This window comes from Bifidobacterium scardovii JCM 12489 = DSM 13734 (assembly GCF_001042635.1).
GTDB lineage: Bacteria > Actinomycetota > Actinomycetes > Actinomycetales > Bifidobacteriaceae > Bifidobacterium > Bifidobacterium scardovii.
The window spans coordinates 2,577,835-2,590,231 of the sequence record NZ_AP012331.1 but is presented as its reverse complement, the minus strand read 5'-3'; the positions used below and the strand labels follow the sequence as shown (position 1 = coordinate 2,590,231).

Sequence of the window (12,397 nt, the reverse complement as noted above, 5' to 3'; positions counted from 1 at the left end):
TGATATGCGGCAGCACTGAAGGAACAACAATGGTTAACGCTGTTGAGGCATTTGACGCCAAGCACCTCAAGCCGGCCGAGGAGATCCCGGCCTTCCGTCCCGGCGACACCGTCGACGTGAACGTGAAGATCAAGGAAGGCAACAACTCCCGTATCCAGACCTTCACTGGTGTGGTCATCGCCCGTCACGGCGCCGGTGTGCGCGAGACCTTCGTGGTCCGCAAGATCAGCTTCGGCACTGGTGTCGAGCGTCGCTTCCCGCTGCACTCCCCGGCCATCGACTCCATCAAGCTGGTGCGTCGTGGTCGCGTGCGCCGCGCGAAGCTGTACTACCTGCGCGCCCTGCGCGGCAAGGCCGCTCGTATTGTCGAGCGTCGCGACAACTCCGCCAAGTGAGTCTCGGCCGCATCATGAGCCGCCATCGCGCGTCATGGTGCGCATAGACCGTACAGTTCAGCCCGGGAGCGTAACGGCTTCCGGGCTGTTCCATATTCATTCGGTATGATGAGACGCGCAACGACGGTGCGCCGCGCCGTGACCCCATGGATCGGGGGCGGGACGGCCTGGCAAGGAGCTGTACATGCAGTCGACTGAGGACGAACACACCCTGCAGGTGGCGGTTCACGCCATCGATCCCACCCCGTTGACGAATCCGCGGCCCGAGGGGGGATCCGCCGGCCCGGCGGCGAACGCGAACCCCAGGCGCAGGCCGAAGCACGCCAGCAGCGACGCCGAACCGTCCGATTTCGGGTGGCGCGACCTGTTGGTCTGGTGCGGAGTCCCCATCGTCATCGTGATCCTCATCCGCATCCTGTTCGTCGGCTTCTACAGCATTCCCAGCGGTTCGATGCTCGACACCATCGAGCCGGGCGACAAGGTGATCACCAGCAAGCTCACGCCGCGCCTCTTCGACCTGCAGCGCGGGGACATCGTCGTCTTCAAGGATTCCGGGGAGTGGCTGACTCCCGAGGAGCGTGGCAGGTTCGGCGGCGACTATCTGATCAAGCGGCTGATCGGCCTGCCGGGCGACGTGGTCGAATGCGAGGGGGCCGGGCAGCCGGTCAAGGTCAACGGCGTCGCGATCGACGAGCGCGCGTATCTGCGGCCCGGGGTCGATCCGAGTTCGTTCGCGTTCCGCGTGGAGGTCACCGCCGGCCATGTGTTCGTGATGGGCGACAACCGTTCCAATTCCTCCGATTCACGGTACCATCAGGACGACGGTTCGCACGGTCTTGTGCCGGTCGGCGGGATCGTCGGCGTCGCCATCGCCCGGTATTGGCCGCTCAGCCGCATCAGCGGGCTCAGCGGCCATCATGATGTGTTCGACGCCGTGCCGGACGGCTCCGCGGCGTCCGACTGAGCGTGCGCCGCGCCCGAAGCGCCGCGCATGCGGACGCGCGGCCGCATACGCGGCGAAGGAACTGCCGAAAGGGGCGTATGGTCGATGTCGATACAGGAAATACCCACATTGAGGATGGAGCGCGAGTTGGCCGGGCGGGGATACGACCTCGTCGTCGGGTTCGATGAGGTCGGCCGCGGCGCGCTCGCCGGGCCCGTCATGGTCGGCGCGGCCGCGGTGTGGTCGGCCGATCTGCCCTCATTGGCGGTGCCGGAAGGGGTCGCCGATTCGAAAATGCTGACCGAGCATCGCCGCGAGGCGATATTCGAGCCCTTGCAGGCGTGGTGCGCGGCCAGCGCCGTCGGGCAGGCCAGCAACGGCGAGATCGACGAGTGGGGCATCTCCCATGCGCTCGGCGTCGCCGCCCTGCGCGCGCTGGACGATCTTGAACGGACGCTGGGGCTCGGTGTCGGTGTCGGTCTCGGTGCCGGTGCCGGCCCCGGCACGGCGCGGCCTGCAGCGGCGGCCGGGCACAAGGACGCGCCGGTGACCGTCGCCGGCATCCTCGACGGGCCCAACGACTACATCACCAAGGCGCTCAACACCTTCGACGCGCCGGCGGTGCCGGTCCCGGCCCATATTGTCACGCAGGTCAAGGGCGACCGGCACTGCGCCACCGTGGCCGCCGCGGCGGTGATCGCCAAGGTCACCAGGGACCGGATGATGGTCGATCTGGCACAGGGCGACCCGAGGTACGCCCCCTATGAGTGGGAGCGCAACAAGGGGTACGGGTCGGCCGCGCACCGCGGGGCCATCGCCGAATTCGGGCCGACCCCGCTGCACCGGGTGAGCTGGAAACTGACTTGAGATCCGGCTCGGCACGGCAAATTGTTAGCGTTCACCGTGTTGTGCTGACTGACGCGGTAAGCTCGTAACACCAGTCGAAAATGCATCATGCGGGGAGGTTTGGCGTATGGGCGGCAATCGAGGAACCAGCAAGCGGCCGTCGATGTTCGAAGTCGCCAAATTGGCGGGGGTCAGCCATCAGACCGTCTCGCGCGTGATCAACGACTCTCCCGACGTCTCCGCCGCGACCCGGGCCAAGGTCCAGGCGGCGATCAAGCAGCTCGACTATCGTCCCAGCAACTCGGCCAGGGCGCTCGCCTCGCACCGTTCGCGCACGATCGGGCTGATCGCCGGCGGGCTGCGGTTCTTCGGCCCGATCTCCGCCATCTCCTCGATCGAGACCGTGGCGCGGTCGCACGGCCTGTTCATGTCGGTGATGATGGTGCACGAGGCGCTGTGCTCGCAGTCCGATTTCGAGGAGTTGTGCGGCACCTTCAACGAGCAGAACGTCGATGCGTTCATCTTCCTGACCCCGACCGACGCGATGTTCGAGGCCGCCTGCCGCACGCAGATCAACCAGCCGCGCGTGTTCGTCACGTCCACGCACGGCGGGCTGAGCATCAGCGAAGGGCTGCGCATGATCCGCCAGCGCGACCGCGGCAAGGTCTCGTTCGTCGGCATCGACCAGTGGGGCGCGATGGACGAGGTGGTGCGGCTGCTCGGGGAGTACGGGCACCGGCGGGCCCTGTATTTCGCCGGGCCGTCGGAATGGCGTGATTCGGCGACGCGTCTGGACGCGTGGGTCAAGCTGTCGATGGCCAAATCGATCAGCTCGGTGACGGTGCGGTGCGATACCTGGGATTCGAGCGAGGCATACGGCCGCATGAATCATCTGCTCGACTCGATCGGGAGGGCCGGAGGCGTGCTGCCGACGGCTGTGGTGGCCGCCAACGACAGCCAGGCCGTCGGCATCGCGCGGGCCCTGCACGAGCACGGCGTGCGCATCCCGCAGGACGTGAGCCTGATCGGCTTCGACGACATGCCCGCGATGGACAATATGTTCCCGCCGCTGTCCACGGTCCGGCCGAACTTCGAGCAGCTTGGCATCGCCGCGATGCGCGAGACGCTGCGTCTGCTGGGGGAGGGCGACGAGGTGGCGTTCCCGGCGGCGGCGCACGGCGTCGGGCTGATCCCCGCGACGGTGATTCCCCGTTCCTCGCTCGGGCGGTCGGCGCGCCGCTGACGGCCCGATCCGCGGGCGTGCCCGCCGTGCCGTGCGGTATGAAGGTTATGAAGATGTGACACGGCGAAGTTGTGAAATCCTGCCGTTCCCGCTACAATGAGAACGTAAATGTGAGCGCTAACAACCCTCCAACGAGGCAGGTGCGAACGCTCAAGGGCAGATGACGGGCGGCGGCGGCCACCCGGCCACGTTAAGGAGCTCGAACGAATGGCAACAACGCACAATGACGCCGAACAGGTCGCAACGATCGCCGAGAAGATCCGCGCGGGCAAGACCTCGCTTGGCATCGAATTCGGATCCACGCGCATCAAGGCCGTGCTGATCGACGACACCTACACCACCATCGCCTCCGGCGATTACGGCTGGGCCAGCCATCTGGAGGACGGGCTGTGGAGCTACTCCGTCGACGAGATCTGGGGCGGCCTGCAGACCGCCTACGCGTCGATGGCGAACGACGTGGAGACCGCGTACGGCGAGAAGCTCACCAAGATCGGCCACATCGGCTTCTCCGCCATGATGCACGGCTATCTGGCCTTCGACGAGGCCGGCGAGCTGCTGGTGCCGTTCCGCACCTGGCAGAACACCAACACCTCCGAGGCGCACAAGAAGCTCTCCGAGCTGTTCCAGTACAACATCCCCGAGCGCTGGTCCATCGCGCACCTGTACCAGGCCGTGCTCAACAAGGAGGAGCACGTCTCCAAGGTCGCGTACTTCACCACGCTGGCCGGCTACGTGCACTGGAAGCTCACTGGCAAGAAGGTCCTCGGCGTCGGCGATGCCTCCGGCATGTTCCCGATCGATCCGACCACCCACACTTACGAGACCGCGTTCATCGAGCAGTTCGACGCGCTGCCCGAAGTCGCCGCCCAGCCGTGGAAGCTGGAGAACCTGCTGCCCGAGCCGCTGGTCGCCGGCACCCCGGCCGGCGAACTGACCGCCGAAGGCGCCAAGCTGCTCGACCCGAGCGGTACCCTGCAGCCGGGCATCGTGCTCGCCCCGCCCGAGGGCGACGCCGGCACCGGCATGGTGGCCACGAACTCCGTGCGCGTGCGCACCGGCAACGTCTCCGCCGGCACCTCCATCTTCGCCATGGTAGTCCTGGAGCACAAGCTCAAGGCCCTGCACCCCGAAGTCGATCTGGTCACCACCCCGGCCGGCGATCTGGCGGGCATGAGCCACGCGAACAACTTCACCTCCGACCTCAACGCGTGGGTCGGCCTGTTCGGCCAGTTCGCGGCCGCGCTTGGCAGCCCGGTCGACGCCGGCACGCTGTACGGCACCCTGTTCCGCGCGGCCATCGCCGACGACGTGGACTCCAACTGCGGCGGCCTGCTCAACTACCCGTTCCGCTCCGGCGAGTTCCTGGCCGGGCTTCCCGAAGGCCGCCCGCTGTTCGCCCGCAGCCCCGAGGCCAACATGACCCTCGGCAACTTCATGCGCGCGCAGCTGTTCTCCGCGTTCTCGCCGGTCAAGATCGGCATGGACGTGATGACCAAGGACGAGCATGTGCAGGTGGATTCGCTGGTCGGACACGGCGGCATCTTCACCACCCCGAAGGTGGCCCAGAAGATCCTGGCCGCCGCGTTCAACACCCCGATCAAGGTGATGTCCACCGCGGCCGAAGGCGGCGCCTGGGGCATGGCGGTGCTCGCCGACTACCTGTGGAACACCAACGAGGACCACACCAACCTCGCCGACTTCCTCGACGGCTGCGTGTTCAAGGACGCGCAGTCCACCACGGAGACGCCGGACGCCTCCGACGTGGTCGGCTTCGAGAACTTCTTCGCGCGCTTCTCCAAGGGCCTGCCCATCGAGCATGCCGCCATCGAGGCCATCGACCTCGAGGACAAGTAGGTCCTGTCTGGCTCCCGCCGCGTGAACGGCGGGAGAGGCAATCGATTGTGAACACTTCCGATTAAGTGGAAAGGAATACCAATAATGGCAACTTTGGCTGATTACGGTCCTGAGGTCCGTGCCGAGGTCAAGCAGGTGCGCGAGGTCGTGGCGGCCCTGCACGAGCAGTTGATCAAGTGGAATCTGGTCGTGTGGACCGCGGGCAACGTGTCGCAGCGCCTGCACACCGCCGACCTGATGGTGATCAAGCCCTCGGGCCTGCGCTATGAGTACCTGACCCCGTCCTCCATGGTCGTGTGCGATCTGGACGGCAATGTGGTCGACGGCGCCGAGGCCCCGTCCTCGGATACCGCGTCGCACGCGTACATCTACCGCAACATGCCGGACGTGTACGGCGTGGTGCACACGCATTCCACGTATGCGACCGCGTGGGCTGCGACGGGTCAGAACATTCCGTGCGGTCTGACGATGATGGGTGACGAGTTTGGTGGCCCGGTGCCGGTTGGCCCGTTCCGTCTGATCGGTTCGGAGGCGATCGGCGAGGGTGTCGTCGAGACGTTGAAGAAGTATCCGAAGTCTCCGGCGGTGCTGATGCAGAATCATGGTCCGTTCACGATCGGCAAGGATGCCGAGGGCGCGGTCAAGGCTGCGGCGATGACCGAGGAGGTCGCGCATACGATGTGGGCCGCCCGTCAGCTTGGCGACATCATCGAGATCGATCAGGCCGATATTGATAAGCTCAACGACCGCTACCAGAACGTCTACGGCCAGCACTGATTTGATGGAGTGTCCGCCGCGTTGCGGAAGGCTCGACGTACCTTCGTACGCCTTCGCCTTCCGCGCCTTGCGGACACACGCATCAAATCAGCGCTGACTTCGCCAGCGCTGGAATAACGGGGTGTCCTCGTCGTTGCTCCTCGGAAGGCGTACCTTCGTACGCCTTCCCTCGGTGCGCCTAGAGGCCGCACGCGCCAGATCAGCGCTGACTCCGCCAGCGCGTGGTGTGTGTTTTGGCTCCCCTCCATGAGGGGAGCTGGCGGCGAAGCCGACTGAGGGGAGCAATACGAAAGCCCCTCACCCACTACCGGTGACAGCCCCCTCAACGAGGGGAGCCTCCGGCCGGCACACAAAACTTAACCCGAAAACCCTATAAACAAAGAAGTAAAGGAAGTAACCCCATGGTTATGGAAAACCCCTTCGAGGGCAAGGAAATCTGGTTCGGCGTCGGTTCGCAGGACCTGTACGGCGAGGAGGCCCTGCGTCAGGTCGCCATCCACTCCGCCGAAATGGTCGACTACCTGAACAACACCGGCAAGATCCCGGCCAAGATCGTGTTGAAGCCCACCCTGAAGTCCTCCGACGGCGTCAAGCAGTTCATGGTCGAGGCCTCCGCCAACCCGAACGTCATCGGCGTCATCACTTGGTGCCACACCTTCTCCCCGGCCAAGATGTGGATCCGCGGCCTCGAAGTGCTGACCAAGCCGCTGCTGCAGCTGGCCACCCAGCACCACAAGGAGATCCCGTGGGAGACCATCGACATGGACTTCATGAACCTGAACCAGGCCGCCCACGGCGACCGTGAGTTCGGTTACATCGTCTCCCGCCTCGGCATCAAGCGCAAGGTCGTCGTCGGCCACTACACCGACCCCGAGGTCGCCGAGAAGGTCGGCACCTGGGCCCGCGCCTGCGCCGGCTGGGACGCCTCCAACAACATGAAGGTCATGCGCTGGGGCGACAACATGCGCAACGTCGCCGTCACCGAGGGCGACAAGACCGAGGCCGAGCGCGTGTTCGGCGCCTCCATCAACACCTGGGCCGTCAACGAGCTCGTCGCCGCGTACGACGCCGTCAAGGACGACCAGGTCAAGGCCATTATCGAGGACTACAAGGCCAAGTACGACGTCGACCCGGCCCTGCTGGACGCCAAGTACGACTCCCTGTTCATCGCCGCCAAGGAAGAGGCCGCGATGGTCAACATGATGCGCGCCAACGGCTGCACCGCCGGCGTCGACAACTTCGAGGACCTCGGCGCCCTGCCGCAGCTGCCGGGCGTCGGCCCGCAGCGCTTCCCGTCCGAGTACGGCTGGGGCTTCTCCGCCGAAGGCGACTGGAAGACCGCCGTCCTCGTGCGCATCGGCGCCGTCATGGGCTACGGCCTTGAGGGTGGCGCCTCCCTTATGGAGGACTACTCCTACAACTTCACCGAGGGCGACGAGCTCGACATGGGCTCCCACATGCTCGAGGTCTCCCCGTCCATCGGCACCATCGCCAAGCCGAAGCTGGAGATCCACCCGCTCGGCATCGGCGGCAAGGCCGACCCGGTCCGCCTGGTCTTCTCCGGCAAGCCCACCAAGGACGCCGTCGTGGTCTCCATGTCCGACGTTCGCGAACGCTTCCGCCTGCTCATGGACGTCGTCGACGTCGTTGAGCCGCAGGGCTCCCTTAAGGAGCTTCCGTGCGCCCGCGCCGTCTGGGAGCCGAAGCCGAGCCTGAAGACCGCCGTTGAGTGCTGGATCACCGCCGGTGGCTCCCACCACACCTGCATGACCACCTCCGTCGGTCGTGAGGCTTGGGAGGACTTCGCCCGCATCGCCGGTGTCGAGCTCGCCGTCATCGACGAGAACACCACCGCCCGCCAGTTCGAGAAGGAGCTGGAGCTGTCCGAGATGTACCACCGTCTCAACAACCAGCACTGATTGACGGAGCGTATACCGCCTTTCCTCAGGCTCGACGTACCTTCGTACGCCTTCGCCTTCGGACGGTGGTCTCCGCACGCGTCAATCAGCGTCGACAGTTGAATAACATGCGCCCTCGGCGTGGCATGGATTCGTGATGAAATTCCATGCCACGCCGAGGGCGTTTGTGTTGAGGCGACAGGTTCGTTTCGGTGCATTCGGCCATCTGAGGGGCAGAATGGAGGCCCTGCAGACGTCACTCACGGATCTGAGGGGTAGGAATAGACGGAGAAGCTGACGACATTACGCGGCATATTCGTCACAAGGCGCAATCCCGGTCGGCTCTGATACGCAAACCACCCCTCACATCGCCGAACGACGTCTGCAAGGCCTCCATTCTGCCCCTCAGATGACCGATTGCGACAAATAAGCGGGGAATGCGGGTGGAATCGCAGGAATGTTCTATGCCAGCGGGAGCTTGAGCAGGCAGGTCCAACTGGCGCCGTCGTCGGTGACGGTGAATTCGCCGTGCAGGTCGGAGGCGATGTCCCGGCAGCGTTTCAGGCCGGTTCCGCCGCTGAGCGCGCGATCGGGCCCGTGGTCTCCACCCGGTGTGGACGAGGCGATCGCATTCGACGACGACAGCGTGGCCAGCCCGGTTTCCGCGGTGATGGCGATGCAGTATCCGTTGGACGGATCGGCGTATTTCATCGTATTGGTCACGATCTCGTGCAGGACGTCCAACAGCGCCGCCTTGCGCTCGGGCGTGCAGGCGCAGGTCGTTTCGCCGCCGACGATGGTTTCGCCGTTGAGCCCGGCGGCGTGCATCCGCTGGTCGTATTCCGCGGCGAGATCCTGCAGTTCGCTTGCGGTGATGGAGGCCGAGGCGGCCCGCGGTGTCTGCCCGGTCGGGTCGCAGCGTGAAACAATCAGTGAAACCGGTTGTGAAACGTCTCGTGAAACAGTTTGTCCGTCGTCGGAAGCGTCGCCGCTCCTTGTCGGTGCGATCTGGCCATCGTGCTGCGGCGCGTCCAGCGTCGCGATCAGCGCCCGCACCTTACTCAGGGATTCGGTGGCGGTCTGTTCGATCAGATCGCGAATCCGACGGTCGTCATGCCGCGGGGCACCTTCGTTCCCATCCGGGGCGGCAGCGGGGCCGTTGCCCGGGTCGTCCGTGTCGTCGCCGCCCAGTTGCCGGGCCAACAGCAGAATCGTCGTCAGGTCATTCGCCACCGAGTGATGCAGCTGATTCGCCAATTGCTCGTTGCCGAGCCGGCGCAGCAGCTCGGTGCGTTCCCGCTGCTCGCGTTCATGCCGTTCCTGCCAGCTCATGGACGAGCCGATCCACAACGCGACCATGAGAAACGCCGCGGTGGCGCATACGGTCGCCATCACCGTCGTATCCCACGGGTACAGCCATATGCGCGTCGCCGCGGCTGCTTCGGCCACCACGGAGGCGGCCATGGCCAGCCAGATGTTCGCATACGCCATCACGGTCATCGCCATCAGCAGACAGAACAGGATCGAGAACGCGGTGGTTTCGGGGATGATGCACCTCGCGAGCCAGATCAGCACGATCGCCCAGCCGCCGAGGCGTGGCATCATCGCCATCAGCAGGCACGCGCAGACCGACAACATCGCGTAGATGATGCCGGTGTCGTCGGCGCGGCCCTGCGAGACCAGATACGCGGTCTCGATCGCCACGGGCAGCGAGGAACAGGCGAGCAGCACTCGCGTACGCCCGTCCGATAGCAGTCGCTTGGCGGAATCGCGCGGATCGTGAGGTTCGTTCGTGCTGCGCGATCGGCCGTACCGGCGGTTATCGGTGTCGGCCCATCGATTCGCCGGCGACGCCTGCCGGGCCTTCTCCGGTTGTTCGCTTGCGCGGTTCCCGTTCATATCGTGTGAGGTCTGCTGCATCCGGGACATGGCTACATCCTGAGGAACCGCCGGCACAACGCCACCGCTTCGTTGCGGTCGCGGGCGTGCAGCTTGTCCCTGACTCGGGCCACCTGCGCGAAGATCGTCCCTTTGGAGACGCCGAGCGCGGCGGCGATCTCATCGGTGGAGCGTCCTTCCGCATATCGTCTCATGATTTCGGTCTGCTGCGCGGACAGTGCGAAGGACCGGGGCACCGAAAGATCGTCGCTGGCGACTTGACCGGCGGGATCCTGTCCGTTGCCATAGGCCGGCGAATCGGCATTGACGAGGCTCGTATCGGAAATGGTACCGGTGCGCGGCTGCGTCTCGGCGGCGACGGGCCGTATGCCGTCCCGCCCCTTTGCGGCCGTGCGGATTTCCTGCGCCATATCGGCGATGCGGTCCTTGCTGATCACGGTGATCGCGCCGGCGGCCAGCGCCTCGGCGCGGTACACGTCCGGGTCATAGGCGGTCACGCCGATCATCGCCAGTCGCGGAGCCCATTTATGCACGGATCGGCACACGTCGATGCCGGTCATGTCGGACAATGCCATGTCGACCAGCAGTGCGTCCGGCCGATCCTGCGCCGGTATGCAGCGTTGGATCGCGGCCGCGCCCAGCTGGACGGTCCAGATGACGGCGAATCCTTCGCGCGTCATCAGCGACGACAGCGCCATCAGCGCCATGCGGTCGTTGTCGACGATGGCCACGCGGATCCGTTGCGTGCTCTTCTCCATGATCCCCAAGTGTATGCCGTGCGGCGCCGGCGTTATCATCTCATGTCATGCGCCGCATGTCGCGCATTGCCCACGTGCGGGCCGCCCGCCGTACGCTGGAATCATCAGGGAACGACGCCGGAGTCGGTATGATGCGGCAAGGATGCTGGAGGTGATGACCATGTCGGGCAAAGGAATCGGCAAGATCGGACGATCCGCCGCTGGCGAGGGCGGCGGCGGAACCCAGCCGGCAGGAGTGGCTCGCTTGTCCGGCCGTGGTCGATTCGACCATTCCGGACGGCTGGGTCGCCGTCTCGCTCGTTTCGGACGGGCCATGCGCGAACGGGGCCCTATGCCGATGTGGTGGCGTCTGCTCGCGGCGTTTCTCGTATTCGCCGTATTCGTGACCGGCGCGTTCATCTGGCAGTCGGCCTCGTCGATCACGGCGCAGAAGATCGAAAACGAGCTGTTCGCGCTCGATCCGAGTGTGAGCGTGGCGGAGCTGGAGAGCAAGGGATACGTGAACAACGGCGATGTTGTGGAGGGCTGGCGTACCGTCGGGGTCAGGGATTTTCCGTGGTATGTCGACGGCGAGCCCAACTCCGCGATCGAGAAGTTCGTCGCCGATGCGCGGTCGGGGCGTGAATCCGTGGTGCGTCTGTACACGCAGTCCAACCAGCGTGTGACGGCGGTGCGCGTTCTGTGGTACGACCCGTATGTCGATGCGACATGGGCGGAGCGTACGCCGCAGATCGATGGCGACGAAGGCCGTGGCGCGACGATCCATTACGACGGCAAGGGGCAGATCCGCGAATGGTGGTGGGAGCGTGGTGCTCTGATCACCACGGACAAGCGATTCTCGCGCGGCATCGAGCAGACGGAATCGGATGCGGTGGCCTGCGGCTTGTATGCGGCCGATGCGAATACGCCTTGCACGACGCTGGTGCTCAGGCATCAGCCATCCGCCGAAGGCCTCGTGCGCAACGATGACTCGATCCGCCAATACGACGAGGTGCTGTATGTCCGCCCGAGTGAGTGAGGGACCCTGTGCCTGGGGATCGCCTGTCACAGGTTTGCCTGGATGAAGTGTCGTTCGGCGAGCCAAACGAGCCAGTGTGTGGCGGGAATCGCTCGCTTGCTCTTGTGCGCCGAGCCGGATCTTCCACTTTGTGGAGAGGAGTTCTCGATTGGCAGGGGAGTTGCGAGCCGGATTCTCCATCATGCGACGCGGAACTCTCTCGCACAGGCCCTTACGAGAGGTTCGTGCCACAGAGCGGAGAGGATTTCTCTCTGAAAGCTGCTTATTGAGAGATCCTTGCCATCCGTTGGCAGGGGCCTCTCGGTGAAGCTGGCTAGTGAGCGGTGTGTGCCGCTGGGTGGCGGGATTCGCTCGCGCAGGTGTCATTCTCCGAGAGGTTCATACCGCCCGGTGGCTGGGGTCTCTCGGTGGGGCTGGTTGGTAAGCGGTATGCGCCACTGGGTGGCGGGATTCTCTCGCGCAGGTACTTCTCACCGAGAGATTCATGCTACCCAGCGGCGGAATTGGCTCGATGATTTTGCCGGCGGGCCGGTCATACCGCCGGGTAGCATCAACCTCTCTCCCAAGTGCCGTCTGGCAAGAGATTACCGCCTTTCAACGGCATCAACCTCTCGCCGCTGCCGTGACCCGATTCAATCCATTACGGATGATGGTTCCCGCCGGCCGGTATCACTCTCCCGATCCGGACCGGCTAGGTTCAGCGGGACGGCGGCGGGCACAGAGGCGGTCTGTTTCGCGGCGAATATGTCCCGGCGAAACGCACGTC

Annotated in this window: 10 protein-coding genes; 8 read left to right on the top strand and 2 right to left on the bottom strand. The window is 65.1% G+C overall.

All coding sequences use genetic code 11. The annotated features are described in order from the left end of the window. The first annotated feature begins 29 nt into the window (after positions 1–29). The 7 genes from rplS (at position 30) to araA (ending at position 7,977) form a co-directional block, all read left to right on the top strand. A complete protein-coding gene (rplS, locus tag BBSC_RS10530) occupies positions 30–395 on the top strand; it encodes a 50S ribosomal protein L19 (RefSeq protein WP_033519811.1) in 366 nt (121 codons plus the stop codon). 184 nt (positions 396–579) lie between these two features. Next, complete coding sequence (lepB, locus tag BBSC_RS10525; RefSeq protein WP_033519810.1) at positions 580–1,359, top strand: signal peptidase I; 780 nt, start codon at positions 580–582, stop codon at positions 1,357–1,359. An 84-nt stretch (positions 1,360–1,443) separates the two neighbouring features. Continuing rightward, entirely contained in the window at positions 1,444–2,205 is a 762-nt protein-coding gene (locus BBSC_RS10520) for a ribonuclease HII (RefSeq protein WP_033519809.1), read from the top strand. Between the two features lie 142 nt (positions 2,206–2,347). Further along, positions 2,348–3,427: a LacI family DNA-binding transcriptional regulator gene (locus BBSC_RS10515; protein WP_144414546.1), complete on the top strand. Its 1,080-nt coding sequence runs from the start codon at positions 2,348–2,350 to the stop codon at positions 3,425–3,427. A 207-nt stretch (positions 3,428–3,634) separates the two neighbouring features. Next, positions 3,635–5,281 carry a xylulokinase gene (locus BBSC_RS10510; RefSeq protein ID WP_033519807.1) on the top strand — a complete coding sequence of 549 codons (1,647 nt, stop codon included), beginning with the start codon at positions 3,635–3,637 and terminating at the stop codon, positions 5,279–5,281. Between the two features lie 84 nt (positions 5,282–5,365). After that, positions 5,366–6,058 (top strand): L-ribulose-5-phosphate 4-epimerase, encoded by a 693-nt coding sequence (locus BBSC_RS10505; protein WP_033520096.1) that lies wholly within the window; start codon positions 5,366–5,368, stop codon positions 6,056–6,058. 401 nt (positions 6,059–6,459) lie between these two features. After that, entirely contained in the window at positions 6,460–7,977 is a 1,518-nt protein-coding gene (gene araA, locus BBSC_RS10500) for an L-arabinose isomerase (protein ID WP_033519530.1), read from the top strand. A 441-nt stretch (positions 7,978–8,418) separates the two neighbouring features. Here the strand turns inward: araA and BBSC_RS10495 are convergent, their stop codons facing one another. Then, positions 8,419–9,885 carry a hypothetical protein gene (locus BBSC_RS10495; RefSeq protein WP_033519531.1) on the bottom strand — a complete coding sequence of 489 codons (1,467 nt, stop codon included), beginning with the start codon at positions 9,883–9,885 and terminating at the stop codon, positions 8,419–8,421. Positions 9,886–9,887: 2 nt separating this feature from the next. Then, complete coding sequence (locus BBSC_RS10490; RefSeq protein ID WP_033519532.1) at positions 9,888–10,613, bottom strand: response regulator transcription factor; 726 nt, start codon at positions 10,611–10,613, stop codon at positions 9,888–9,890. A gap of 160 nt (positions 10,614–10,773) precedes the next feature. Here BBSC_RS10490 and BBSC_RS10485 point away from each other — a divergent pair, with 160 nt between their 5' ends. After that, the gene (locus tag BBSC_RS10485) at positions 10,774–11,631 is read left to right on the top strand and encodes a hypothetical protein (RefSeq protein WP_144414474.1); all 858 of its coding nucleotides are present in this window, start codon (positions 10,774–10,776) and stop codon (positions 11,629–11,631) included. Positions 11,632–12,397: the final 766 nt, after the last annotated feature.

What these genes read in the sequence shown, in the direction of transcription:
- BBSC_RS10505 (WP_033520096.1), top strand. Translation starts at nt 5,366, where the DNA reads ATGGCAACTTTGGCTGATTACGGTCCTGAGGTCCGTGCCGAGGTCAAG.
- BBSC_RS10515 (WP_144414546.1), top strand. Translation starts at nt 2,348, where the DNA reads ATGTTCGAAGTCGCCAAATTGGCGGGGGTCAGCCATCAGACCGTCTCG.
- BBSC_RS10490 (WP_033519532.1), bottom strand. Translation starts at nt 10,613, where the DNA reads ATGGAGAAGAGCACGCAACGGATCCGCGTGGCCATCGTCGACAACGAC.
- BBSC_RS10520 (WP_033519809.1), top strand. Translation starts at nt 1,444, where the DNA reads ATGTCGATACAGGAAATACCCACATTGAGGATGGAGCGCGAGTTGGCC.
- BBSC_RS10495 (WP_033519531.1), bottom strand. Translation starts at nt 9,885, where the DNA reads ATGTCCCGGATGCAGCAGACCTCACACGATATGAACGGGAACCGCGCA.
- BBSC_RS10510 (WP_033519807.1), top strand. Translation starts at nt 3,635, where the DNA reads ATGGCAACAACGCACAATGACGCCGAACAGGTCGCAACGATCGCCGAG.
- lepB (WP_033519810.1), top strand. Translation starts at nt 580, where the DNA reads ATGCAGTCGACTGAGGACGAACACACCCTGCAGGTGGCGGTTCACGCC.
- araA (WP_033519530.1), top strand. Translation starts at nt 6,460, where the DNA reads ATGGTTATGGAAAACCCCTTCGAGGGCAAGGAAATCTGGTTCGGCGTC.
- BBSC_RS10485 (WP_144414474.1), top strand. Translation starts at nt 10,774, where the DNA reads ATGTCGGGCAAAGGAATCGGCAAGATCGGACGATCCGCCGCTGGCGAG.
- rplS (WP_033519811.1), top strand. Translation starts at nt 30, where the DNA reads ATGGTTAACGCTGTTGAGGCATTTGACGCCAAGCACCTCAAGCCGGCC.